A 24606-nucleotide genomic window follows, 5' to 3' on the forward strand; every position below is an offset into this window, starting at 1 on the left:
GCTAAGGTCTTACCACTACACAACGCCCGCGTAGCACCGGTTAGTTATGGCATGGACCGACAGAGGTCAAGAACACCTGCGCGGGGTGGGCACACAAAATCCGGCTGATTTCGCGGAATTCCGTCAGTGCGTCGCGTCAAGCATTTCTGTCAAGAACCGGACCTTCGACATAAGGTGCGCTGACGAAGCCGCCATGCACCAAAGCCCGGAGTCAAGGTGCGTAGCACCGCCGGGCAGCGCCCGACCGCCCCATGGGCGGGCGCTTTCTCGCCGTATCGCTGCTCATCACCCACACGCCAAAGACGAGACATAAAGTGGCAGTCACGAGCGTCGTGATGCCCACCCGCGGTCGGGCGCTGCCCTTTGTGGTAAGGTCACAAAAGCCTCATACCGGACTTTAGCTGCGGTCTTTACGAACGTCCGGTTCCCCATCTTGCGCCGGGCAAAGATGCAAAGGCCGCGTTCGCCTGACCTGCCCCCCCCCCTAAATCTCAGTCCTCGATGCCCTTGTCCGACGCATCCGCCTGCCCCGCCACCCAATAGCCCGAGGCTTTGATCCACTGTTTGTCGTGCCCCCTGTCCAGCAGATGCGTGCGAATGGCGCGGGCCACCATGGCTTCGGCTGCAATCCAGACAAAGGTGCGCGGGCCGAGGGGCATGGCGTCGAGTGCCGCGAGATAGGGCGCGGGATCGGTTGCCTGATCCAGCGGGCGGTGCAGCCAGTGCGCCGTCCAATCGGCGGCGGTGGTCACGGTCTGCTCGTCTGCCGCATCGGGCACGCCGACGATGCTGGTCACGGGCGTCGCGGCGGGCATCTCCTCGATCCAGCGGCCAATGGCGGGCAGCGCGGTTTCGTCGCCGATCAACAGCCAATGGTCTATATCGCCCTCGATCCGCTGGCTGCCGCGCGGGCCGCCGATGGTGATGGCATCGCCCAGCACAGCGGCCCGCGCCCAGTCGGCGGCGGGTCCGCCGGGGTGGTCGACCACATCCACCACCAGTTCCGACGTACTGAAACGACGCGGGGTATAGTCGCGCATTTGCGGGGTATCGCTGTCTGCGTTCAGGACCAGCTTCATGTGGTCATCCGGTGCGGTGCTTGCAAAATCATGCAGGTCCGCGCCTGTCAGGGTCAGGCGGATCATATGCGGGGTCAGCCGTTCTGTGGCTGCAACGGTCAGATTGCGGCGGCGCAGCTCGTGGCGGGTGCGCACGATGCGCGGCGCGGCGATGGTTTCATCTGTCATGGTATGTCCCTTGCAACAGCGTTCGGGATATACCTGTCTATTTTTGTCGGAATTAGCAAGTGCAGCAGCGCACAGACCCCGGCGCGCAGATGCTCAGACGGAAACGCCGCGCAGCACTTCGGCCTTGGGCACGTCCGCCTTGGCCCCTTCCAGCACCACCGCCCCGCGTCGCAGCACCACGAAACGGTCGGCCAGATCATAGGCGAATTCGAAATACTGCTCGACCAGCACGATCGCCATATCCCCCTGATCGCGCAACAGGCGGATCACGTTGCCGATCTGCTGGATGATGTTGGGCTGGATCCCTTCGGTGGGTTCGTCCAGCAGCAAAAGCTTGGGCTTGGTGATCAGCGCCCGCGCGATGGCCAGTTGCTGTTGCTGCCCACCCGACAGATCGCCGCCGCGCCGCGCTGTCATGTCCTTGAGCACGGGAAACAGATCGTAGATATGATCGGGAATGAAATGTTCATCCGGCGGCAGACAGACAAAGCCGGTCTCTAAGTTCTCTTTCACCGTCATCAACGGGAAAATCTCGCGGCCCTGCGGGACATAGGCCACGCCCAGATACGCCAGCCTGTGCGCGGGCAGCACCGGCAGGTCCTGCCCGTCCAGCGACAGGGTGCCCGCCGTGCGCGGATGGGTGCCGGAAATCGCCTTGATCAGGCTGGTCTTGCCCACGCCATTGGTGCCCATAACGCAGGTCACCTCGCCCTGTGCCGCCTGCATCGAAATCCCGTTCAGGATCTGGCTGTGGCCATAGTGCAGCGTCAGGTCGTTCAAACTCAGCATATTCAACGCCCCAGATAGACGTCGATGACGTCCTGATTTGATGTGACATGGTCCAGCGACCCTTCGGCCAGAACCGACCCTTCGTGCAGCACGGTGACCTTGCAGTTGAGGCGGCGCACGAACTCCATATCGTGTTCCACCACGACCACGGCGCGGGTCTTGGCCGCCTCGACCAGAATGTCGGTGGTTTTCTCGCGTTCTTCCGGCGTCATACCGGCGGCCGGTTCGTCCACCAGCAGCAGACGCGGCTCCTGCGCCAGCAGAATGCCGATCTCCAGCCATTGCTTTTGCCCGTGGCTCAACTCGCCCGACTTGCGCATGAGCGCGTCGCCAAGGCCGATGTCATCCGCCAGTGTGGCGACCTTGGCCAGATCATCCTCGGACGGACGATAGGACAGCACCGGCAACCAGCCGCGCGGTTTCTTCAGCGCCATCAGAAGGTTCTCCTGCACGCTTTGATCCTCGAATACCGTGGGTTTCTGGAACTTGCGCCCCACCCCGGCCTGCGCAATCTTCGCCTCGGACATTTTCAGCAAGGACACCGATTTTTCACCCCACAGCACGCGGCCTTCGTCGGGTTTGGTCTTGCCGGTGACGATGTCCATGAAGGTGGTCTTGCCCGCGCCATTCGGCCCGATCACCGCGCGCATTTCGGCATCCGCGATGCGAAACGACAGGTTGTTGATGGCGCGAAAGCCGTCAAAGCTGACCGTGACACCGGACACTTCCAGAAGCGTGCTCATTGCTGGGCCTCCTTCTCGCGCAGCGATCCTTGATCGGGGCCAAGGTCGGCGCCGTGGCGGTTCGGGCGCAAGCGGTCGCTGATCAGGTCGAACAGCCCGCCGATGCCCTGCGGCGCAAACAGGGTGACCGCGACAAAGGACAGCCCCAGCAGCACCAGCCACCAGTCGACCCATTTGATCGTGTAGACCCCCAGCGGAATATCAGGCGCCTGCCCGCCGGTGAACCATGTGGACAGCAGGCTGACCACGGCAGCGCCGATCACCGCACCATACAGCCGCCCGCGCCCGCCGATGGCCACCCAGACCGCCAGATAGATCGACGCGATGGGGGCAATCTCGGCGGGGTTGATGATGCCCGCCTGCGGGTAATACAGCGCCCCCGCGATGGCGGCGATACAGGCGGTCAGGGTAAACAGGGCCAGCTTGTAGGCCTCGACCGAATAGCCCAGAAACCGCACGCGTGCCTCGTTGTCGCGGATGCCGCGAATGACCGATCCGAACTTGCCCGACACCACCCATGCCGCCAGCAGATAGCCCAGCCCCAGCGCCAGCGCCGAGCCCCAGAAGAACCACATCGACACCACGTCCTGCGACGCGGTCACACCGGGCAGGTTTTGCAGGCCCGACAGGCCGTTGTTGCCGCGCAGGCCGCTGTCGTTCTGAAACAGGTACAGCGCCAGCGCCAGCGTCATCGCCTGTGTCAGGATCGACAGGTACACGCCTGTGACGCGGCTGCGGAACGCCAGCCATCCGAACACCAGCGCCAGCAGGCCGGGCACCAGCACGACCATGGCCAGCTGCAACGTCAGACTGTCGGCAAAGGCCCAGATGGCGGGAAAATCGCTGCTGCCGACGACGCCGAAAATCTGGTTGCCGATGCCATCGACAACCTCTTGGGGTGTGGGCGGGATCTGGCCCTGCGCCAATGCATCGACCACGATCAGGCGGGTGCGTTCATACATCAGCCACATGCCGATCATGTAGCCGCCCAAGCCGAAAAACGCGAAATGCCCCAGGCTGAGGATACCAGCATAGCCCCAGATCAGGTCCATCGCCACGGCCACCAGACACAGGCACAGCGTCTTGCCCAAGGTCTTGACGAAGCTGGTGGACATCATGCCGACGCCAAAGCCTTCGGACAGGATGGTGACACCCAGCGTGAACAGCGCCAGCAGGGCAAGGAAGATCAGGATCGACGGGTTTCGTGCAACGAATGAACGGTTCATGGCCTCAATCCCCCGCCGCGCGGCCTTTGAGGGCGATGATGCCCCTTGGCCGGAACTGGATGAAAATGATGATAAAGACGATCATATAGGTCTGTGCCGCCAGCGTGTTGCTGGGGTTGCCCCATTCGATGCCCTTTTGCAGGAACCCGATCATTGCAGCGCCCGCCAATGTGCCCCAGATGTTGCCGACACCGCCGACAACCACGGTCATAAAGCTTTGCACGATATAATCGGACCCCAGTTCCGAGGTCACCTTCGCGAACAGACCAATGGCCACGCCGGCCACCCCGGCGATGCCGGACCCAAGGCCGAATGTCAGCATGTTCACCCGCCCCGGATTGATGCCCATCGACGCCGCCATACGCGGGTTCTGCGTCACGGCGCGGGTCTCAAGCCCCAACCGCGTGCGCTTCATGATGAACAGGAACACCGCCAGGAAGAACAGCGCCAGAAAGAAGATCGCGATGCGGATGTAACTGATCGACACCACGTCATTCAGCGTCAGCGCCCCGTCCAGCCACGCGGGCGAGGTCAGCGGGCGGGCCTGCGTGCCGAATATGTTTTTGGCCAACTGTTGCAGCGCGATGGAAGTACCAAAGGTCGCCAGCAACGTCTCCAGCGGACGGTTGTACAGCCAGCGGATCACCAGCCGCTCCATCGCCACGCCGGCGGCGAATGTCACAGCAAAGGCCAGCGGGATCGCCACGATGATCGACAGGGTGTGGTTGGGAATGATCTGTTGGACCACATAGCCGGTATAGGCACCCATCATGATAAACTCGCCATGTGCCATGTTGATCACCCCCATCACGCCAAAGGTGATGGCAAGGCCGATGGCGGCGAGAAAGTAGATCGACGCCAGCGACATCGCATCCAGCGTCAGGTCGGCGGCCTGGTTCATCCCCACCTTCAGCTTGATCGCGTTCAGCGCGTCGTTTGCCGCGTCGGTCACCTGTGCAGAGGGATCGAAATAAGCGTCATAGAACGTGAAACCATCCAGCGTATCCTGCACCGCCTCCTCGGAAATGAACGGCGGCACGGTCCCGGCCTTGGCCAGCGTGATATAGGCCGCGCGGCGGCTGGCGTCGTTGTCCAGTTGCTGCACAGGCAAACCGCCCACACGTCCGTCCGCGATGTGCGCCTCAAGTGCTGCGCGAATGGCCGCATCCGTCACCCGCGGGGGGGCCAGATCGGCCGCCACCAGCATGTCATAGGCTTCGGCCTTGCCCAGCGCGTCGGACCCCGGTTTCAGGATCGCCGCCACATTGGTGCCCGCGGGCACATCGCCCTGCACAACGGCGCGGCGGGTGGCGACCAGCGGGTTCAGCGTGGCGCGCACGTCTACGCCCAAGTCGCCCGACATATCGGCCATCGCCTGTACCCGCGCATCGGGGTCGGCGTCGTAGCCGATGGTCAGCAGCCGCTCCAGCCGCAGCTTTTGCGCCTTCAGGGTCGCGTCGGTCTCCATGTCGATCGAATTGCGCAGCGGTTTCAGCAGTGCCTGGTCAGGGTCACGGGAAATCGAAGTCAGCGCGTCCTGACGGCGCTTGGGATCGGGATCTTTCAGTTGGAACTGCACCAGCGCCGTGCCGATCAGCGCGCGGATGCCGCTGTTGGGCTTGATCTGGTCCAGCGCGTCCTTTTCAAACACGCCAACCACCTCGCCGGTGTCGAAATCGGTCAGCGCATAGCCGCCCTCGGCCTTCTTGGCGCGAAAGAACAGACCGTCGGCCTCGCGCAGCCACATATCCTTGTCCGACCATGCCTCGAGCACCGCCTGCGCCTGCGGCAGCCCGCTGTCGGCCACCGCGTCGATGGCCGGACCAATGGTGGTGCGCGAGCTTTTCAGGATCGTGTCGCGGTGCTCTTGCAGCACCTGCTGGATGGGGCCCGTCGTGTCCTGTGCAAAGGCACTGACGCAGGTCAGCAACAGGGCCAGCGTGGCGGCAATAAGTCTGGTCATGTGAATGAAATCCGCATTGGGTCAGAGAGGGCGCGGGATGCGCGCCCTCTCAGGTCAAGCTTAGTAGTTCGACAGGATCTGAACGCAGGTCTTGGTTTCGGTGTTGTACATACCGCAGCCCAGATCTTTCCAATCCGATTCCAGCACGGCGGATTCGGGCAGGAAGTCGGTCCATGCGTCGCCCGGAACCGGATCGGTTTCCGAGATGATGTCAAACTGGCCGTCGGCCTGGATTTCACCGATCAGGACGGGTTTGGACAGGTGGTGGTTCACGCCCATCACGGCGGTGCCGCCGGTCAGGTTCGGGAATTCCTGCCCGTACATTTCGGCGCGCACAGCGTCCACATCGGTGGTGCCTGCCGCCTCGACCGCTGCGACCCACATGTTGAAGCCGATATAGTGGGCCTCCATCGGGTCGTTGGTCACACGCTTGTCGTCACCGATAAATGCGTGCCAAGTCTTGATGAATTCAGCGTTTTCCGGCGTGTCGGCGGACATGAAATAGTTCCACGCAGCCAGGTGGCCAACCAGGTTAGACGTGTCCAACCCCGACAGTTCTTCCTCGCCGACCGAGAAGGCGACGACAGGAATGTCATCCGCCGAAATGCCGGCCGCCGCCAGTTCCTTGTAGAAACCGATGTTTGCGTCGCCGTTGATCGTCGAGATCACGCCGACTTTCTTGCCGTCCGCGCCAAGTGCGACCACGTCGGCCACGATCTTGGACCAGTCCGAGTGCCCGAACGGTGTGTAGTTCACAAAGATGTCTTCGGCAGCAATGCCCTTACCCTTGAGATAGCTTTCAAGGATGTTGTTGGTCGTGCGCGGATAGACATAGTCGGTGCCCAGCAGCGCGAATTTCTCGATACCCAGTTCGTCCAGGAAATAATCGGTCGCCGGGATCGCCTGTTGGTTCGGGGCCGCACCGGTGTAGAACACGTTTTTCGATGACTCTTCGCCCTCGTATTGGACCGGATAGAACAACAGGCCGTTCAGCTCTTCGATGACCGGCAGCACGGATTTTCGGCTGACGGATGTCCAGTTGCCATAGATCACATCGACGTTGTGCACGGTCAGCAATTCGCGTGCTTTTTCCGCGAACAGCGGCCAGTCGGATGCGGGATCGACCACCACGGCCTCTAGCTGTTTGCCCAGCAAGCCACCCTTGGCGTTTTGCTGTTCGATCAGCATCAGCATGGTGTCTTTCAGCGTGGTTTCGGAAATGGCCATCGTACCGGACAGCGAATGCAGCACACCGACCTTGATGGTGTCATCCGCCGCCAGAGCAGCCGAGCCAAGCGTGGCCGCCGCAAGCGTGCCGGTCAGCATGGATTTGAAAAATGTCATATCTGTCTCCAAAGCAGGCCAGCCAGACAGCTACGGCTTGCGCCGCACAGACAGTCCCCTAAGCTGGTCCTGCAACGTTAGCGTTGCAATATCGTGTGGCGGCCCCTCGAGGTCGAAATCGCAAGGTCGCCACACACCCCCCCGTTGGCACTTGTCTCGTGCAATCAGGTCGTCTCAGCGTCAGTTCAAGTGATTGTGAATGGCAAACGAGGATGCAGGTGCAGCATCTTTGATCGCGGGAACTTGCACAATTTTAAGGCGACCCGCCGGAACGTGGTCACTTTTTGTGCGATAAAAACCAGAAGCGCGCTGAATGGATGGGCAATCTGCGCCCTGGGTGCTCTAGTCATTGGGCGCGGCGGGGGTGACTCGCCCAATGACTAGAGCACCGCAGTTTTTCGCCTTTGGGGGGGCACGCAGATCACGCATCATATGGTCATACCACCGGCAACGGTGCGACATCCGCAACAACCCCGCGCGCGCGGGCGCATGGTGGTGTCGTCCAAGCTGGCGCGCGGGCGGTCGGTGCTGGGCCAGTTGCATCAGGCCGGATCGTCAAAATGCCTGTTTCCGCGCGGCAGCGGCACAGCCCTGGACGCCGTGGTGCTGAACACTGCGGGCGGGGTGACCGGCGGCGACCAATATAGCGTGACCGCCACCGCCGAAGCGGGCACAACCCTGTGCCTGACCACCCAGGCCTGCGAACGCGCCTACCGCGCGCAGACCGGCGAAGTGGGCCAGTTGCGCAACACCCTGACCGTCGGACCACAGGCGCGCATCGACTGGCTGCCGCAGGAAACGATCCTGTTCGACGGTGCCGCCCTGGACCGCCGTTTGCAGATCGACATGGCCGCGGATGCGCAATTGCTGATGGTCGAGCCGCTGGTCTTTGGCCGCGCGGCCATGGGCGAACGGCTGCACAGCCTGCATCTGCGCGACCGCATCATGATCAACCGCAACGGCGTGCCGCTGTATCACGACGCGATCGTGCTGTCGGGGGATGCCACCGCGCATCTGGCCAAACCCCATGTGGCACAGGGCGCGGGCGCGATGGCGGCCATGGTCTACATCGCCCCTGACGCCGCCGGACAGCTCGCGCCCGTGCGCGCCATGCTGCCCGATACCGCAGGAGCCAGCCTGATCGGTGACGACATGCTGGTAGCCAGATTTCTGGCCATCGACAGTTTCGAGTTGCGGCGCAGCCTGCTGCCCGTTCTTATCCGCCTCAAGGGTGGACCCCTGCCAAGAACCTGGATGATCTGACATGAACCTGACCCCCCGCGAAAAAGACAAACTGCTGATTGCGATGGCCGCCGTGGTCGCCCGCAAACGGCTGGAGCGTGGCGTAAAGCTGAACCATCCCGAAGCCATCGCTCTGATCACCGATGCGGTGGTCGAAGGCGCACGCGACGGGCGCAGCGTGGCCGACCTGATGGAAGCAGGCGCGCAGATCATCACCCGCGATCAATGCATGGAGGGGATCGCCGAAATGATCCACGACGTGCAGGTCGAGGCCACCTTTCCCGACGGCACCAAGCTGGTGACCGTCCACAACCCTATCCGCTAACAGGAGCCTGACTTGATGAAATCCGTGACAACTGCCCTTGGCCTTGCCCTTCTTGCCGCCCCCGTGGCCGCACACACCGATGCGGGCCTGCACCTGCACCCCCACGTCACCGACGGGGCGGCATGGCTGCCGGTTCTGCTGGGCATGGCGGCCATCGTGGTGGCCGTGGCCCTGACCGCCACCCGCGCGACAATCCGCGCACGCAGCGCGCGGAAATCCCGCAAATGATCCCCGGCGAGTTGATACCGGGCACCGGCGACATCATCTTGAATGATGGCGCCACGGCCATCACGCTGATGGTTGCCAACACCGGTGACCGCCCTGTTCAGCTCGGCTCGCACTATCATTTTGCTGAAACAAACGCTGCGTTGGACTTTGACCGCGACGCCGCACGGGGGATGCGTCTGGACATCGCGTCCGGGACTGCCGTGCGCTTTGAACCCGGTCAACGGCGCGAAGTCTCGCTGATCCCCTATGGCGGGGCGCGGCGGGTGTTCGGGTTCAACCAACAGATCATGGGAGACCTTTGATGGTCACGAAACTGCCACGCTCTGCCACCCCTGCCGATATGATGGGTGCATGGATGAATATGTCGATGCTGATGGTGGAAACCGCCAGCGTCATGACGATGCGGATGATGGGGATGGCGGGCCTGTGGTCGGTCACCAAGTCCGAAAACGACCGGATGGTGTCGGAGAAATCCTCGGCGTTCCTGGACAGCGCCACCGCCGCGTCGATGGCCACCATGCGCGGCAAGCGCCCGGACGAGGTGATGAATGCCGCCGTGAAACCGCTGCGCCGCAAGACCCGCGCCAACGCCCGCCGTCTGGGCAAACGCGGCCCCGCCCTGCCCGGCTCCAAGAAACGCTGACGCCCACCAAAGGACACAGACCCATGCCCAAGCCCATTGCCCGCGCCGATTACGCCGCCATGTTCGGCCCCACCACCGGCGACCGGATGCGTCTGGCGGACACCGACCTGATCATCGAGGTCGAGCGTGACCTGACCACCTATGGTGAAGAGGTCAAATTCGGCGGCGGCAAGGTGATCCGCGACGGCATGGGCCAGTCACAGGTGACACGCGCCCAAGGGGCGGTTGATACGGTTATCACCAACGCGCTGATCGTGGACCACACCGGCATCTACAAGGCCGACGTGGGCCTGCGCGACGGTCGCATTCACAAGATCGGCAAGGCGGGCAACCCCGACACACAGCCGGGCGTCGACATCATCATCGGCCCCGGCACCGAGATCATCGCGGGCGAGGGCCGCATCCTGACCGCAGGCGGGTTCGACAGCCACATCCACTTTATCTGCCCGCAACAGATGGAGGACGCGTTGCATTCGGGCGTGACCACCTGTCTGGGCGGCGGCACCGGCCCCGCGCATGGCACGCTGGCCACCACCTGCACGCCGGGGCCCTGGCACATCGGGCGGATGTTGCAGGCCTTTGACAGCATCCCCATGAACATCGGCCTGTCGGGCAAGGGCAACGCCAGCCAGCCCGCTGCACTGGTCGAGATGATCAATGCCGGTGCCTGCGCGATGAAACTGCACGAGGACTGGGGCACCACCCCCGCCGCCATCGACTGCTGCCTGTCGGTGGCCGACGACATGGACGTGCAGGTGATGATCCACACCGACACGCTGAACGAAAGCGGCTTTGTCGAAAACACCGTGGCGGCCATGAAGGGGCGCACCATTCACGCCTTTCACACCGAAGGTGCAGGCGGCGGGCACGCCCCGGACATCATCAAGATCTGCGGCGAGGAACACGTCCTGCCGTCGTCCACAAACCCCACGCGCCCCTTTACGGTCAACACGTTGGAAGAGCATCTGGACATGCTGATGGTCTGTCACCACCTCGACAAATCCATCCCCGAGGACGTCGCCTTTGCCGAAAGCCGCATCCGCCGCGAGACCATCGCCGCCGAGGATATCCTGCACGACATGGGCGCGTTTTCGATCATCGCCAGCGACAGTCAGGCGATGGGCCGCATCGGCGAGGTGCTGATCCGCACATGGCAGACCGCTGACAAGATGAAGAAACAGCGCGGGCGGCTGGCCGAGGAAACCGGCGACAACGACAATTTCCGCGTGCGCCGCTATATCGCCAAATACACCATCAACCCCGCCATCGCCCACGGCATCAGCCGCGAGATCGGCAGCATCGAAGAGGGCAAGCGCGCCGATCTGGTGCTGTGGAACCCGGCGTTCTTTGGGGTAAAGCCGGAAATGGTGCTGATGTCGGGCACCATCGTCATGGCGCAGATGGGCGATCCCAACGCGTCCATCCCCACCCCGCAGCCGGTCTATTCGCGGCCCATGTTCGGGGCATTTGGCCGGTCGGTCGAACATTCGTCGATCACCTTCGTCAGTGCCGCCGCACAGGACGCCGACATTCGCGGCACGCTGGGGCTGGCCAAGCAGACCGTCGCCGTCAGGGACACCCGCAACATCGGCAAGTCGGACCTGAAGCTGAACACCGCCCTTCCGCACATCGAGGTGAACCCCGAAACCTACGAAGTGCGCGCCGACGGCGAGCTGCTGACCTGCGAACCCGCCGAGGTTCTGCCGATGGCGCAACGCTATTTCATGTTCTGAAGGTTTGACCATGCACACCCTGACCGCCCGCACCTATCACGACCACAGCCACACGACGCCCTTCGCGCAGATCACGCTGGACTACGACACGCGATTTTTGCGCCGCAAGATGCTGGAAACCGACGACGGGCAGCCGATCCTGATCGACCTGCCGCAGACCACATCGCTGGATCACGGCGGGGTCTTGGTGCTGGCCGACGGGCGCGAGGTGCTGGTTCAGGCCGCCGCACAGGATCTGCTTGAGATCACCGGCCCCGACATGCCGCGCATCGCCTGGCACATCGGCAACCGTCACACCCCCTGCCAGATCGAAGACCGCCGCCTGCTGATCCAGCCCGACCACGTGATCCGCGACATGCTGGCCAAGATCGGCGCGGTGGTGCGCGAGGTGAACGAACCCTTTACCCCCGAAGGCGGGGCTTACGGTCACGGACGCACCCACAGCCATGCCCATTGACGACGCGGTCCTGACGCTGGCGCAATGGTTCTCGCCGTCGTTTCCGGTCGGGGCCTTTGCCTATTCGCACGGGCTGGAATGGGCGGTGCAGGCGGGCGACGTGACGGACGCGGCCCAAACACAGGACTGGATCGACACGGTGCTGCGACATGGTGCGGGCTGGAACGATTGCCTGTTCATCGCCGCCAGCTATCGCGCGACGGATGTTGCAGCGGTAGATGCCACCGCCCGTGCCTTTGCCGCCTCGGCCGAACGGCTGCGCGAGACCGATCTGCAAGGGGCGGCCTTTGCTGCTGCGGTGGCCAACCTGAACGGCACCACCGCCACGCCGCGCACCTATCCCGTGGCTGTCGGTGAAGCGGCGCGCGCCGCCGACCTGCCGCTGGAACTGACGGCCAAGATGTACCTGCACGGTCTGACCAGCAGTCTGGCGGGGGCCGCCATGCGGCTGGTGCCCTTGGGTCAAAGCGACGGACAGGCGATCATCCGCGCCCTGACCCCCGTGGCGCAGGACGTGGCCACCCGCGCCTGTGCCGCCAGCCTTGACGATCTGACCGCCACGGCCTTTGCCACCGACATCGCGTCGATGAAACACGAAACCCAATATTCAAGGATTTTCCGCACATGACCCAGATGAACGGCCCCCTGCGCGTGGGCATCGGCGGCCCCGTGGGCGCTGGCAAAACCACGCTGACCGCCGCCCTGTGCGAGGCGTTGCGTGACAGCCATTCGGTCGGTGTGATCACCAATGACATCTACACGCAGGAAGACGCCGAGGCGCTGATGCGCCTGCAAGTGCTGCCGCAGGACCGGATCATCGGGGTCGAGACCGGTGGCTGCCCCCACACCGCGATCCGCGAGGATGCGTCGATCAATCTGGCCGCTGTCGACCAGATGGTGAAACGCCACCCCGAGATCGAAGTGCTGCTGATCGAAAGCGGCGGTGACAATCTGTCTGCCACCTTCAGCCCCGAGCTGGCGGATGTGACGCTATATGTGATCGACGTGGCCGCAGGCGAGGAAATCCCGCGCAAGGGCGGACCTGCGATCACCAAATCCGACATCCTGATCATCAACAAGACCGACCTTGCGCCCTATGTGGGTGCGTCGCTGGACGTGATGGAACGTGACGCCACGCGGATGCGCGCGGGGCGGCCGTTCTTGTTCACATCGCTGCGCCAGCGCGAAGGCGTGGCGGCAGTGGTGGCCGCGTTGAAGAAGGTGGGTGGGCTTGGTTAAGCCCTAAGCGCCAAAGCCCGGAGTCAAGGTGCGTAGCACCGCCGGCCTCTCGGTGTTCGCAAAGCGAACACCTGCCGGCAACACATTGCTTTGCAATGTGTGAGAGGCAGCGCCCGACCGCCCGTCACGCCGAAGGCGTGCCTAATATTATCGGCGCACCTTTGGTGCGACGGTCGGGCGCTGCCCTATTTGGCTACGTCACGGCCAATACGCCGCCCGCAGGTCCTTTTTCAAAATCTTCCCGATTGAACTGCGCGGCAGCACCTCGCGCACTTCGACTGCACTCAAACGGTGGCTCTTGCCCAGCTTCTCGTTCGCCCGCGCGCGGATCTCGTCGCCCGTGGTCTCAGCCCCCTCGCGCAGCACCACCAGCCCCAAGGGCGTCTCGCCCCATTGTTCGGACGGCACGCCGATCACGGCGGCATCCGTCACATCCGCATCCGCCAGCAGGATCAACTCCAAGTCGTTGGCATAGATGTTCAGCCCGCCCGAAATAATCATGTCCTTCTTGCGGTCCGACAGCACCAGAAATCCGTCGTCGTCAAACGACCCCATATCGCCCGAGCGGAAATAAACCTGGCCCTCCGCATTGCGCCACAACGTTTCCTCGGTCAGGTCATCGCGGCCATAGTACCCTGCCATCATCGTCGCAGACCGCCCGCAAATCTCGCCCACTTCGCCGGGAGCGACCTCGGTCCCGTCCGGCCCGATCAGGCGGATGTCGCAATTGGGTGCGGGTTTGCCCACGGTATGAAGCTTGGTCGGGTTCTCGTCGGCAATCAGAACGCTCACGCCGCCGCCTTCGGTCAGACCGTAATATTCCACCAGCTTGCCCGGCATCTGCGCCAGCACTTTCTGCTTCACATCCGCCCGCAGCGGGGCGGAAGTGGAAAGTTTCAGCCGCATAGCGCTGAGGTTATAATCTGCAAAAGCAGGCAGTTCGACAATGCGCTTGTACTGCACCGGCACCAGCATCGTGTGCGTGGCGGCTTCGGCCTCGGCCAGCGCCAGCCACCCCCCGGCGTCGAATTTCGACATCAGGATCACGGTCGATCCGCCCACAAGCGTCGGCAGAAAGGCCACGATGGTGGTGTTGGAATACAGCGGCGTGGAAATCAGCGTGCGCGCGGAATCGTCATAGCCGTTGGCGGTGACACGGTCCATCTGCGCGGCGCGCAGGAAATGGGTGTGAAAGATGCCCTTGGGCGTGCCGGTGGTGCCTGACGAATAGATCAGGTTGAACCCGTCATCCATCTCGACCGGCACCATCGGGTCGGTGGTGTCGGCAGCCTGCATCGCCGCCGCGTAGCTTTCGAACTCGTCGGCGTCAAAGTCCAGCGCGATGCGGGTGATGTCCATCGCATCCACGAATGGCACCAGATCACGGTAGGCTTCGGCCAGACAGAACACCCGCGCACCGCAGTCCTTTACCATTTTCTCCAGCGCATCCGACGACGCCATCGTCGACAACGGCACCACACAGCCCCCTGCCCGCAAGATGCCCATGAACAGCACCGCATAGGCGATCGAGTTCGGCGAAAGCACCGCCACACGGTCACCGCGCGTGACCCCGCGCGCGATCAGCATGTTGGCCGCCTGATTGATGGCTAGGTCGAACTCCGCCCAGCTTAGCCGTGTGCCATCGCAGACCACCGCGTCGCGGTCGGGGTTGATCCGCGCCACACGGCGCACCGCCGCGACGACTGTCTCGGTGGGCATGTTTTCGGGCATGTTCGGGATGATTTCTAGCATGGGGCCTCCTCCGCTCGGCGTTGGCGCGATCCTTGCGCGGGACGCAGGCGATTTCCAGCCCCCAAAGCGGTGTGAACCGGGCTGCGTGACGTAACGGCGCGTTTTTCAAGGGCTTGAGCCAGCCATGCGTCCGCTGCAATGCGGCAATTCCGCAGTCCGCATTGCTGCATCGCAGCATCATGCCTATGTTACGTCCAAGCATAGGAGAGACGACAATGTCCAAACTGATCGCGAAACTTAATTCCCGCAACGACGTGCCCACCATGGCCGATCAAGCGATGGCCCTGCACGCGCTAAGCGATGCCGAACTGGCTGACCGCAACATGAACCGCGCTGACATCGCGCGCGAGATCATGGTCAACGGCACCTGGGCTTAAGGCTTCAGCAACCGGCCCGGTCCCGTCAGTGGCACCGCGGCCAATTGCGCCATATGCCAGGCCAGCACCAGATTTGACGACAGGACAGGCAGGCCAACTGCGGCCTCCAGCCTGTCGATCACCGGCAATGTCCGCAGGTTGGTGCACGACAGAAACACCCCGTCCACATCCGCGTCGGCACACAGGTCTTTCGCCGCGTCGATGATCGCATCCGGCGCGATCCGCGCGACCTTGGCCTCTTCCGCCTCGGCAAAGGTGCCGAACACCGGCGTGTCGATGCCCTGCGCCCCCAGCACGGTGCGCAAATGGTCCGACACAGCCGCGACATAAGGCGACAACAGCGCCAGCCGCCGCAGCCCCAGATGCGCGCAGGCCGCGACCAGCGCCGTGACAGGTTCGGTTACCGCCGCGACCTGCCTGCCCTGCCGCACCAGCCGCGCCACCTGTTCGGGGCCGATTTGCGCCGCCCCCGACGTGCAGCCATAGGCCACCACCGCCAGATCCGCCGCAGGGGGCAGCAACGCCGCCGACCTGCCCAGATGTGCGGCCATCTCGGCCAATGTTTCGCGCGTCACCTGCGCCCCGCTGGGCACGCGGCTGACATAGACCTGCGCATCGCCCAATAGCTGGCGCATGTCGGCTTCGATCGTCTCGTCCACCTGCAACACCACCAGCCCCAGCGACGGCGCCGCCGCAACGCTGTGGTAGGGATAGATGCTCACAACTGGACCATATGTTCATCGCTGGGAATGCTCAGCCACTGCGGCCCCTCTGCGGTGATCACGATGTTTTCCTCGTGCACCAGCATCCGCCCCGGCGCCAGTTCAATCCCCGGCTCCAGCGTCAGCACCATGCCTGGTTCCAGCACCGTGTGATCGGCGGGCATAAGCGACGGCCATTCCGTCAACTGCATCCCCAACCCGTGTCCCAAGCGGCCCGCGTCCGATCCGCCCGCGCCGCCTGTCACCACACGGTCCATGGCGTGAAACAGGTCGGCGGCCGTGGCGCCGGGCTGGGCGGCTTCGAACCCCACTTCGGTCGCCTCGATCAGCCGCGCGTGGGCATCGTGCGCCGCTTGGTCCACGTCGCCCACCGCAAAGTTGCGGTCGAAGTCGCAGTAATACCCGGCCTTGACCGCGCCTGTGTCCAGCATCAGCACATCGCCGTCCATCAGCGGCACATCCGTCGCGGGCGAGATCACGTCGCCGTACCCGCCCTGTCCCGCAGCCCCCGCCAGATAGGGCACCCAATCGGCCCCTTCGGTCAGCAACAAGATCTGAAAGCGGCGGAACACTTCGGACAGGGGCAGGCCCGCGCCGATCACTTCGGGCACACGGTCGAACGCGGTATTGGCGATCTGGCAGATGGTGGCGATGCGGTCGATCTCGGCATCCGATTTGATCAGCCGCAGGCGGTGCATGATCCCCGCATCATCGCGGAAAGCAGCGGCGGTTTGCAGCGCAGCCCATGTGTCCAGCGGCATCCGCAGGTGCGTCTCCGCACCGCTGGGCACACCGACGGGGCCGCCCACCTCGGCCAGCGCATCGCGCAGCAGGCTGATGCCGTCATCGTCGGGCTGCGGGCTGCGCCAGGTGCGGATGTCGGTGATCCAGCTTTGCCCCATCAGATGCGCGCCGATGGACGGGATCACCGCCACCGGATCGCCGCTGGCAGGCACAATCAGGAACCAGGGGCGCGCGGGGCTTTCCCAGAAACGGGTCAGAAAGCCGGTGAAATAGCGCACCTCGGGTTCGGTTGTCAGCAGCAGGGCCGCAAGCCCGGCGCGGTCCATCATCGTTTGGGCACGGTGCAGGCGGGTGCGGTATTCTTCGCGGGCAAAATCGGGGGCGAAATCGGTCATCGGTTATTCAGGCCCTTCGCTGAGGATACACAAAACGCGGCTGTCCGGTCCCAGGTTCAGCGCCTGCGCGGCGGTGATCAACCCCGAGACGCCCGCAGCCCCCGACGGTGTGGACGGCACCCCGTGCTGCGCGCAAGCCGCCGCCCCTGCCGCGCCTTCGCCCTCGGAGATCAACAGGAACACATCCGCATCCCGCGCCAGCCCTTTCAACGCGATCAGGGACGGTTCCTTGCAGTCCAGCCGCCCCATGGCGGACACCGGCCCTTGGGTCGTCACCGCCCTGCCTGCGGTCACCGACGCGTGCAACGCGGGCGCGGCGTCGGGTTCCACCACGACGATCTGCACCGCCTCGCCCCAGGCCTTGCGCGCCAACGCGGCACAGGCCCCCGCCAGCCCGCCGACACCGGCCTGCAAGAACAGATGCGTCGGTGGCTGCGGCATCTGGCGGATCGCCTCGTCCATCAGCACAAGATACCCTTCCATCAGCCGGTGCGGGCGGTCGTAATAGCCGTCCCAGGAACTGTCGGACAACAGCGCAAACCCTTCGGCCTCCGCCGCAGCCATGGCGGCGGCCATGCTGTCCTCGTAAATCGCACCCTCGCGCCGCACCTCTGCCCCGATGTCACGCAATCGCGCGGCAAAAGCCTCGGGCACCGTTTCCGCAATATAGACCACCGCCCGCGCGCCAAAGGCCGCCGCACCGGCGGCCACGCTCATCCCGTGGTTGCCCGCACTGGCGGTCACGTAGGTGCGCCCCTTGGCGGTGCAGTCGCTTGCGTCACAGGCAATCACATAAGCGGCCCCCAGCGCCTTGAAACTGCCCAGCCCCATGCGGTTCCGCTCGTCCTTGATATGCAGGCTGCCAACGCCCGCTATTGCGGCCAGTTCAGGCGCATCGACCAGCGGCGTCGCCCCCGCCACAGGGCATTGCGCCACCAGCAGCGCCGCCCGCGCGGCATCGACCGACGGAGCGGGCACATCCAAAGGTAAGTCAACAGGGCGGCGCGGGGTGTTGTTCAACATGTCCATGGCCCCATTAGGGGCGGCGGCAGGCGCGGGCGTCAAGCGTCAATCACAGGCCACTGTCGGGCCACGCAGTGCGGCGTCAGACTACGCGACCAAATCCGAGTCGTGTTCACGACTTGATCACACAATTTCCCGTAACGCCCCTGAGGGTAGACAAATTATTGCTATTTCACAGAAGGTTATGAAAGAAATCCCAACCCACGGTAGCGTGAATTTACATTCTGATCTGCGAGGCGCTGATTTGAGAAAGATGCAGTCCCTGGGGTTCATTCACAACCGCCCCTACCTTCCACGGAACTGCATCACCGTAAAAAGTATTGGAAATCATCATGATCAAAAGAACCCTCCCGGTGTTGGCCACAGCCACTGCCGCGCTGCTTGCATTGAACAGCTTTGCAATGGCAGCCGGCGCTGTACACGCCGCCGTGTCCGACGACATCATCGCCCAGCAACGCGCTGCATTGGCCAGGAACACCAACGGTGCAGGCTTTGGCCCGCAGGCGCCGCGCGACATTGACGTGGCAGCGGGCAGCAACCACCGCGCCTTTGGCACGGCACCGGCCTATACCCAGATGAACCTGTGCGACATCCACTTTCACGAAAACGCCGAACACCGCGGCGGCGAATTTACCCACTATGCGGGCAACGGCGACGGGCACGGCTATGACACCGGCTATCAATACGATGGCAAGCTGACCAAGGCCGAGCTGAAACCGCTGGACCATCCCGTGGGCAAAACCGAACACGGCGCGCTGAAACCCGGCGACACCATCGAGGCGCATTTTGTCTATTCCACCGCGCAGGCCAAGCCGGGCCCGACCCTTGGCACCTGTCTAAGCGATGCGATCAGCAACCCGCAACTGCGCGTCGAGGCACAGGTGTTCGTTCTGGTGAACGATCCGAGCGCGCTGGATTTCACCAAACTGGCCGACGTTGAAACCGTGAACGGGCTGTATCAGGCCCCCAACATCCCCACCGACACCGGCACGCCAGTGGTCTACGCAGGCTCGACCACGGGACCGGGCTATAACGAGACCGGATCGCCCTTCGAGGTGACGTGGAGCGTGCATCCCAAGGTGGCCCGCGTCGACATCAACTCGGTCGACAAATGGCTGGGGCACAACGCGTTCGACGAAGACCACGCACACGGGGTGCGCAATCTGGTGACCAACCCCGACTTGCTGGCGCAGATCGGTCAGTGATCAGTTGGCCGCGGCCCGTGCAGGGTGGCGGCCTGCCTGCTTGGTCAAAGGTTGCCCGACGCAGGCGCTTTCGGGGGTCAGGCTGTGTGCTTGCAGACGACATGGCGTCTACAAGCGCGCCTTAGCCGCCATCACATCCAGCCCAGTGTCGGCTCTGTCGGCCCGTTCGGCTTGTACTCGGCCCCCACGGGCGCATCCCAGCCCAGCCGCGCCAGCACGTCCCACACATGACCGTAATGCAACTCTCCATGGTCCGGCGCGCCGCGATCAGGGACCGATGCCACCTGCACATGCCCAATCAGCGGCAGCAGCCGTTCCAGCCGGTGGGTCACGTCGCCTTCCATCAGTTGCACGTGGTAGCAGTCGAACATCAGTTTCAGGTTCGGCGCGCCCACTTCGGCAATGATCGCTTCGGCCTGCGTTGTCGTGCGCAGGAAATAATCCGGCGCGTCATAGTGGTTCAGCGGCTCGATCAAAATCGTGCGCCCGTCCGACCTGTCACAAGCATAGCGCAGCGTGTCGACAAAGGCCGCATGGGCCGCAGCACCTTGCGCGAAACCGGCCATCACATGCACGGCCCCCGTATCGGTGGCCGCGGCATAGGCCAGCGCCTGATCCACCGCCGCGCGGGCATCTGCGCCGCGACCGGGCAGCGCCGACAGCCCGTTTTCGCCCGGGTCGCCGCGCGTTGTGTTCAGACCCAGCATCGGCAGGCCCGTTTCGTGCAGCGCATCCGCCACATCCTGCGCAGGGACATCATAAGGCCAGTGGCATTCCACCGCCTGAAACCCCGCCGACTTCGCCGCGCGGATCGCATCGGGCAGTGACAACTCGGTCCACAGAAAGCCCAGGTTCGCCGAAAACCGCATCACATCACCGCCCCGATCTGCCAGGGCACAAATTCATAATCGCCCAGGCCCTGCGCCTCGGATTTGCTGACCTCGCCCGAGGCCATGCGCAACCACATCTGGTAAATCTCGCGCCCCACCTCCTCGACGCTGCGGCCTTCGGACAGGATGGTGCCTGCGTTCACGTCCATGTCTTCGTGTAGGCGACTGTACATTTCCGAATTGGTCGCCACCTTCATCGACGGCGACGGTTTCGCGCCAAAGGCCGAGCCGCGACCGGTGGTGAAACACACCAACGTGCAGCCGCTGGCAATCTGGCCGGTGACCGACGCGGGGTCGTATCCGGGGCTGTCCATGAACGTGAACCCGCGCGCCGTGACGGGTTCGGCGTATTTATAGACGCCCATCAACGGTGTCGTGCCGCCCTTGGCCACCGCCCCCAGCGATTTTTCAAGGATGGTGGTCAGCCCGCCCGCCTTGTTGCCGGGGCTGGGGTTGTTGTCCATCGAGCCACGGTTGCGGGCTGTGTAGTCCTCCCACCAGTGGATCAGGTCGATCAGCTTGTCGCCTGTGGCGCGGTCATGCGCGCGCGCGGTCAGCAGGTGTTCGGCGCCGTAAACCTCGGGCGTTTCGGCCAGCACGCCGGTGCCGCCCTGCGCCACCAGCAGATCGCAGGCATGGCCGACGGCGGGGTTCGCGGTTACGCCGGACCACGCGTCCGACCCGCCACATTGCAGCGCCACCATAAGTTCCGACGCAGGCGCAGGTGCGCGCGTCGCCTTGTTCACCTCGGGCAGCATCGCGGTGATCTTGCTGACCCCCAGCTCGACACAGCGGCGCAGCCCGCCCACCTCCTGAATGTTCATCGTCTGGAACAGCGGTCCCGGCGTCAGCCCGTAAGCCTCGATCAACCAGTCGATCTGCATCATCTCGCAGCCCAGCCCCGCCAGCAGCACCCCGCCCACATTGGGATTGCGCGCATAGCCCCACAGCGTGCGCTGCAACACCTCGAAGCCCGTGCCATCACCGCCCATCGCGCAGCCGGTGCCATGCACAAACGCCACAACCCCGTCGACATTGGGATAATCCGCCAGCTTGTCCGGCGTGAAATGCGCCGCGATCTGGCGCGCGGCGGTGGCCGAGCAGTTCACCGACGTCAGCACCGCGATATAGTTGCGCGTGCCAACGCGGCCACTGGCGCGGTGATAGCCCTGAAACGTGTCTTGCGTGGTCGCCGGGGCCACGGGGCGCAGGTTGGTGCCAAATTCATATTCGGTATCGACCGCGCGAAACTCCAGGTTGTGCGTGTGCACATGCGCCCCTTGGGCAATGTCTTCGGCGGCATAGCCGATCAGGTTGGCGTATTTGCGCACCGCTTCACCCTTGGCAATCGGCTGCGTCGCCATCTTGTGGCCGCGCGGGATCAGCATGGTCGCCCCCTCGTCGCCCACTTGCAACGGCTGGGTGGCGGTGACGACATTGTCGTCGGCAGACAGTCGAACAGTCTTCATGGTCTCACTCCCAATCCACGTCAAAGCGGGTGACGACATCGTTGATCTGCGCATCGCTCAGCGGACGGCGCGGCAGCCCGTGCGTCAACAGCGCCAGCCGCGCGGTGTCTTCCAGTTCCTCGATGGCATAACAGGCCGCCTCGACATCGCGACCCGCCACCACCGGCCCGTGGTTGGCCAGCATCACCGCCGACCGTTTCCCCGCCAGCCCGCGCACCGCGTCGCCCATTGCCGGATCACCGGGCAGGAACACGGGCAGCAGCTTGACCTTGCCCAGTTTCATGATCGCATAGGGCGTCAGCGGCGGCAGGAAATTGTCGGGGTCCACGCCGTCCAGCATCGACAAAGCCACCGCATGGCACGAATGCAGATGCACCACCGCCCCCGCCGTGCTGCGTGTCTCGTAGAACGCGGAATGCAGGGGCATTTCCTTGGTCGGCTTGTCACCGCCCACATGGGCGCCAGTGCTGTCGAACAGCGACAGCCGCGCAGGGTCCAGGCGGCCAAAGCTGGACCCCGTGGGCGTCACCAACAACCCGCCATCGCCCGTGCGCGCCGAGATGTTGCCCGACGAGCCGCCCGTAAGCCCCCGATCATATAGCGATTTCGCCAGCGTACAGATCAGCTCGCGCAGGTCGGCCTCGGCGCTCATGTGTCCAGTGTCCCCAATGCGGTGGCAAAGAAATCTTCCGTGCCGAAATTCCCCGATTTCAACGCCAGCGCCACGTCATGCCCGCCACTGACCGCCGCACACCACGGCACGCCGGGGGCAATCTCGGGGCCGATGTCCAGCCGCGTGACGCCCAGCGCCTGCGTCACGGCGCCCGCGCTTTCACCGCCCGCCACCACGAACCGCCGCGTGTCGGCATCGCGTGCGGCAATGGCGATCTGGCCCAAGGCATCCTCGACCACGGCACCGGCCTTGTCACGTCCCAGCTTGTCCTGCGCCGCCCGCACCACCTCGGGGGCCGCCGTGGCGTAAACCATCGGCGCGCCCGATTGCGCCGCCAACCAGTCCAACACCGGCTGCACCCCGTCGCGCACCAGCACCAATGGGTCCAACTGATAGCTGGGGTTGGCAGCCGCATAACGCGCCACCTGCGCCTGTGTCATGGCCGAGCACGACCCCGACAGCACCAGCGCAGGCCCGTCCGCCGCACGCCACGCAGCCGCCGCGCCGCCATCCTGCAACAGCCCCGCCGCACGGTAGAGATCGGGCAAGGGCATCGCCACGGCACTGCCGCCGGTCATCAGAACCGCATCGCGGCAGGCTTCCGCGATCACATACAGATCGCTGTCGGCCACCGCATCCACCACCACATGCGGCGCGGCCAGCGCCAAGGCATCGCGCAGCGCATCCGCCCCGCGCGCCACCGTCAAACGGTCGACCAGCCCCACGTCCCGCGTCACCTGCGGGGCCAGCAACCGCATCAGATTGCTGTCGCGCATCGGGGTCAGCGGGTGGTCTTTCATCGGGCTTTCGGCCAACGGCACCTGCCCCACGAACAGGTTGCCCATGAAAATCGTACGCCCGTTTTCAGGGAAGGCCGGACAATAGATCGTCTGCCGCGCCCCTGTTGCCTGCATCAACGCCTCGGCCACGGGGCCGATGTTGCCCTGTGCCGTGCTGTCAAAGGTCGAGCAATATTTCCAGAAAAACCGCCCTGCCCCCGCCTGCGCCAGCCACGTTTGCGCGCTGCGCGCCTGCGCCACAGCCTCGGCCACCGGGACCGTGCGGATCTTCAGCGCGATCACCTCAAACGGCGCGGCATCCTGCACCGGCCCCTCGGGCACGCCGATGCGCAAGGACACCCGCGCCCCGCTGCGCGCCAGCAATCCGGCCAGATCGGTGGCCCCGGTGAAATCGTCGGCAATCGCGCCCAGTATCGTGCTCATGCGTCCCCCGGCAGGGTGATCCCGGCGTTGCGGGCGTAAACCTTGGCCACCGCCGCGTCATCCTCGCGGCCCAGACCCGACCCCGACGCCGCCAACCACTGCTGCAACGCCGCCGCCGTGATCGGCGCGCCGAATTTGGCCGATTTGGCAATGTCCATGACAATCCCCAGATCCTTGGGCCAGATGTCCACCGCGCTCAGCGGCGTGTAATCCCCGTCACGCACATGCGGCCCGCGGCTTTCCAGCGCCCAGGACGTGCCGGCACATTGCGAAATCACCTCAAGAAACTGATCGGGATCAACCCCTTGGGTCATGCCGAATGTCATCGCCTCGGCCATGGCGGCGATGTGGATGCCCACCAGCATCTGGTTCACCGCCTTCATCGACGATCCCGCGCCCACCTGATCGCCCAGCTCGAACACCTTTTCCGCCATCGCATCCAGCGCAGGCCGCGCGCGGTCAAAGGCCGCCGCAGATCCCGACGCCAGAATGGACAAGGTTCCGTCGGCAGCGCGGATCGTCCCGCCCGACACCGGCGCGTCCAGATATTCCAACCCCAGTGCCGCACAGCGCGCCGCCATGTCGCGTGCAAAGGCGGGCGGCACCGTGGCGCAGGCCACCACAGCCGTCCCTGCCGCCAGCTTGTCGGCAATGCCATTGGCCCCGAACAACACGTCCTCGGTCTGCGCCGCATTCACCACGACCACCACAACCGCGTCCAGCGTGTCGGCCACCGCTTCCAGCGTGCCATCCGCCCCACCCGCCGCGCGAAACCGCGCCACGGCGTCAGGGTTCACATCAAACCCGTGCGTCACCAGACCGGCACGCAGCAGCGCCCGCGCCATACCGCCGCCCATCGCGCCAAGCCCGAAAATGGCCACTGTCCCTTGTGTCATCCGACACCTCCTTGTTCGATTTCACATTGGGGGCCGCCGCCGACACAGGCGGCCCATT

The 24606-nt window shown here is 64.3% G+C and carries 26 protein-coding genes; 11 read left to right on the forward strand and 15 right to left on the reverse strand.

Features of this window, described 5'->3' with window-relative positions; translation table 11 throughout:
- Nucleotides 1-491 precede the first annotated feature (491 nt).
- The 6 genes from AAC077_RS13925 to urtA all read right to left on the reverse strand — a co-directional run bounded on the left by AAC077_RS13925 (nt 492) and on the right by urtA (nt 7312).
- Entirely contained in the window at nt 492-1247 is a 756-nt protein-coding gene (locus AAC077_RS13925; protein ID WP_339770597.1) for a siderophore-interacting protein, read from the reverse strand.
- A gap of 93 nt (nt 1248-1340) precedes the next feature.
- Nucleotides 1341-2036: an urea ABC transporter ATP-binding subunit UrtE gene (gene urtE / locus AAC077_RS13930; protein ID WP_339770599.1), complete on the reverse strand. Its 696-nt coding sequence runs from the start codon at nt 2034-2036 to the stop codon at nt 1341-1343.
- Nucleotides 2037-2038: 2 nt separating this feature from the next.
- Nucleotides 2039-2779: an urea ABC transporter ATP-binding protein UrtD gene (urtD, locus tag AAC077_RS13935; RefSeq protein ID WP_339770601.1), complete on the reverse strand. Its 741-nt coding sequence runs from the start codon at nt 2777-2779 to the stop codon at nt 2039-2041.
- Nucleotides 2776-4005, reverse strand: coding sequence for an urea ABC transporter permease subunit UrtC (gene urtC, locus AAC077_RS13940; protein ID WP_339770603.1), 1230 nt, complete (start codon nt 4003-4005; stop codon nt 2776-2778). The genes urtD and urtC overlap by 4 nt, the downstream gene beginning before the upstream one ends.
- A gap of 4 nt (nt 4006-4009) precedes the next feature.
- The gene (gene urtB / locus AAC077_RS13945; protein ID WP_339770605.1) at nt 4010-5968 is read right to left on the reverse strand and encodes an urea ABC transporter permease subunit UrtB; all 1959 of its coding nucleotides are present in this window, start codon (nt 5966-5968) and stop codon (nt 4010-4012) included.
- Between the two features lie 60 nt (nt 5969-6028).
- A complete protein-coding gene (gene urtA, locus AAC077_RS13950; protein WP_339770607.1) occupies nt 6029-7312 on the reverse strand; it encodes an urea ABC transporter substrate-binding protein in 1284 nt (427 codons plus the stop codon).
- A 453-nt stretch (nt 7313-7765) separates the two neighbouring features.
- On the opposite strand from urtA, the gene AAC077_RS13955 reads away from it, so the two are divergent.
- Genes AAC077_RS13955 through ureG form a run of 9 tightly spaced genes read left to right on the forward strand, consistent with a single transcriptional unit; the run spans nt 7766 to nt 13179 of the window.
- A complete protein-coding gene (locus AAC077_RS13955; RefSeq protein ID WP_339770609.1) occupies nt 7766-8575 on the forward strand; it encodes an urease accessory protein UreD in 810 nt (269 codons plus the stop codon).
- A 1-nt stretch (nt 8576) separates the two neighbouring features.
- Nucleotides 8577-8879, forward strand: coding sequence for an urease subunit gamma (locus AAC077_RS13960; RefSeq protein WP_028958337.1), 303 nt, complete (start codon nt 8577-8579; stop codon nt 8877-8879).
- A 15-nt stretch (nt 8880-8894) separates the two neighbouring features.
- Nucleotides 8895-9107, forward strand: coding sequence for a hypothetical protein (locus AAC077_RS13965; protein ID WP_339770612.1), 213 nt, complete (start codon nt 8895-8897; stop codon nt 9105-9107).
- Nucleotides 9104-9409: an urease subunit beta gene (locus AAC077_RS13970; RefSeq protein ID WP_339770614.1), complete on the forward strand. Its 306-nt coding sequence runs from the start codon at nt 9104-9106 to the stop codon at nt 9407-9409. Before AAC077_RS13965 ends, AAC077_RS13970 begins: the two co-directional genes overlap by 4 nt.
- Nucleotides 9409-9750 carry an antifreeze protein gene (locus tag AAC077_RS13975; protein ID WP_339770615.1) on the forward strand — a complete coding sequence of 114 codons (342 nt, stop codon included), beginning with the start codon at nt 9409-9411 and terminating at the stop codon, nt 9748-9750. Before AAC077_RS13970 ends, AAC077_RS13975 begins: the two co-directional genes overlap by 1 nt.
- Before the next feature lie 23 nt (nt 9751-9773).
- Complete coding sequence (gene ureC / locus AAC077_RS13980) at nt 9774-11483, forward strand: urease subunit alpha (RefSeq protein WP_339770617.1); 1710 nt, start codon at nt 9774-9776, stop codon at nt 11481-11483.
- Nucleotides 11484-11493: 10 nt separating this feature from the next.
- On the forward strand, nt 11494-11940 hold the full coding sequence (locus AAC077_RS13985) for an urease accessory protein UreE (RefSeq protein WP_339770619.1): 447 nt from the start codon (nt 11494-11496) through the stop codon (nt 11938-11940).
- A complete protein-coding gene (locus AAC077_RS13990; protein ID WP_339770621.1) occupies nt 11930-12568 on the forward strand; it encodes an urease accessory UreF family protein in 639 nt (212 codons plus the stop codon). The genes AAC077_RS13985 and AAC077_RS13990 overlap by 11 nt, the downstream gene beginning before the upstream one ends.
- Nucleotides 12565-13179 (forward strand): urease accessory protein UreG, encoded by a 615-nt coding sequence (gene ureG, locus AAC077_RS13995; RefSeq protein WP_339770623.1) that lies wholly within the window; start codon nt 12565-12567, stop codon nt 13177-13179. Before AAC077_RS13990 ends, ureG begins: the two co-directional genes overlap by 4 nt.
- Nucleotides 13180-13377: 198 nt before the next feature.
- Here ureG and AAC077_RS14000 read toward each other — a convergent pair whose 3' ends face one another.
- Nucleotides 13378-14931, reverse strand: a complete 1554-nt coding sequence (locus tag AAC077_RS14000) for a class I adenylate-forming enzyme family protein (protein WP_339770625.1) — start codon at nt 14929-14931, stop codon at nt 13378-13380.
- Nucleotides 14932-15146: 215 nt separating this feature from the next.
- Between AAC077_RS14000 and AAC077_RS14005 the strand changes: the two genes are divergently transcribed.
- A complete protein-coding gene (locus AAC077_RS14005; RefSeq protein ID WP_339770627.1) occupies nt 15147-15308 on the forward strand; it encodes a hypothetical protein in 162 nt (53 codons plus the stop codon).
- Here AAC077_RS14005 and AAC077_RS14010 read toward each other — a convergent pair.
- Genes AAC077_RS14010 through AAC077_RS14020 form a run of 3 tightly spaced genes read right to left on the reverse strand, consistent with a single transcriptional unit; the run spans nt 15305 to nt 18198 of the window.
- Nucleotides 15305-16030: an Asp/Glu racemase gene (locus tag AAC077_RS14010; protein ID WP_339770629.1), complete on the reverse strand. Its 726-nt coding sequence runs from the start codon at nt 16028-16030 to the stop codon at nt 15305-15307. The two genes, AAC077_RS14005 and AAC077_RS14010, sit on opposite strands and share 4 nt — an antisense overlap.
- A complete protein-coding gene (locus tag AAC077_RS14015) occupies nt 16027-17169 on the reverse strand; it encodes a Xaa-Pro peptidase family protein (protein ID WP_339770631.1) in 1143 nt (380 codons plus the stop codon). Before AAC077_RS14015 ends, AAC077_RS14010 begins: the two co-directional genes overlap by 4 nt.
- Before the next feature lie 3 nt (nt 17170-17172).
- Entirely contained in the window at nt 17173-18198 is a 1026-nt protein-coding gene (locus AAC077_RS14020; RefSeq protein ID WP_339770633.1) for a pyridoxal-phosphate dependent enzyme, read from the reverse strand.
- A 326-nt stretch (nt 18199-18524) separates the two neighbouring features.
- On the opposite strand from AAC077_RS14020, the gene AAC077_RS14025 reads away from it, so the two are divergent.
- Nucleotides 18525-19397, forward strand: coding sequence for a delta-class carbonic anhydrase (locus AAC077_RS14025; RefSeq protein WP_339770635.1), 873 nt, complete (start codon nt 18525-18527; stop codon nt 19395-19397).
- 131 nt (nt 19398-19528) lie between these two features.
- Here the strand turns inward: AAC077_RS14025 and AAC077_RS14030 are convergent, their stop codons facing one another.
- From AAC077_RS14030 to ltnD, 5 genes are read right to left on the reverse strand one after another with little or no spacing between them, the layout of a single operon-like run.
- On the reverse strand, nt 19529-20266 hold the full coding sequence (locus AAC077_RS14030) for a TIM barrel protein (protein WP_339770636.1): 738 nt from the start codon (nt 20264-20266) through the stop codon (nt 19529-19531).
- Nucleotides 20266-21756: an altronate dehydratase family protein gene (locus AAC077_RS14035; RefSeq protein WP_339770638.1), complete on the reverse strand. Its 1491-nt coding sequence runs from the start codon at nt 21754-21756 to the stop codon at nt 20266-20268. The genes AAC077_RS14030 and AAC077_RS14035 overlap by 1 nt, the downstream gene beginning before the upstream one ends.
- A gap of 4 nt (nt 21757-21760) precedes the next feature.
- A complete protein-coding gene (locus AAC077_RS14040; protein ID WP_339770640.1) occupies nt 21761-22408 on the reverse strand; it encodes an aldolase in 648 nt (215 codons plus the stop codon).
- Complete coding sequence (otnK, locus tag AAC077_RS14045) at nt 22405-23652, reverse strand: 3-oxo-tetronate kinase (protein WP_339770642.1); 1248 nt, start codon at nt 23650-23652, stop codon at nt 22405-22407. The genes AAC077_RS14040 and otnK overlap by 4 nt, the downstream gene beginning before the upstream one ends.
- Nucleotides 23649-24548: an L-threonate dehydrogenase gene (gene ltnD / locus AAC077_RS14050; protein ID WP_339770644.1), complete on the reverse strand. Its 900-nt coding sequence runs from the start codon at nt 24546-24548 to the stop codon at nt 23649-23651. Before ltnD ends, otnK begins: the two co-directional genes overlap by 4 nt.
- Nucleotides 24549-24606 lie beyond the last annotated feature (58 nt).

Origin of the sequence: uncultured Pseudosulfitobacter sp., from assembly GCF_963976325.1 — a bacterium.
Lineage (GTDB): Bacteria > Pseudomonadota > Alphaproteobacteria > Rhodobacterales > Rhodobacteraceae > Pseudosulfitobacter.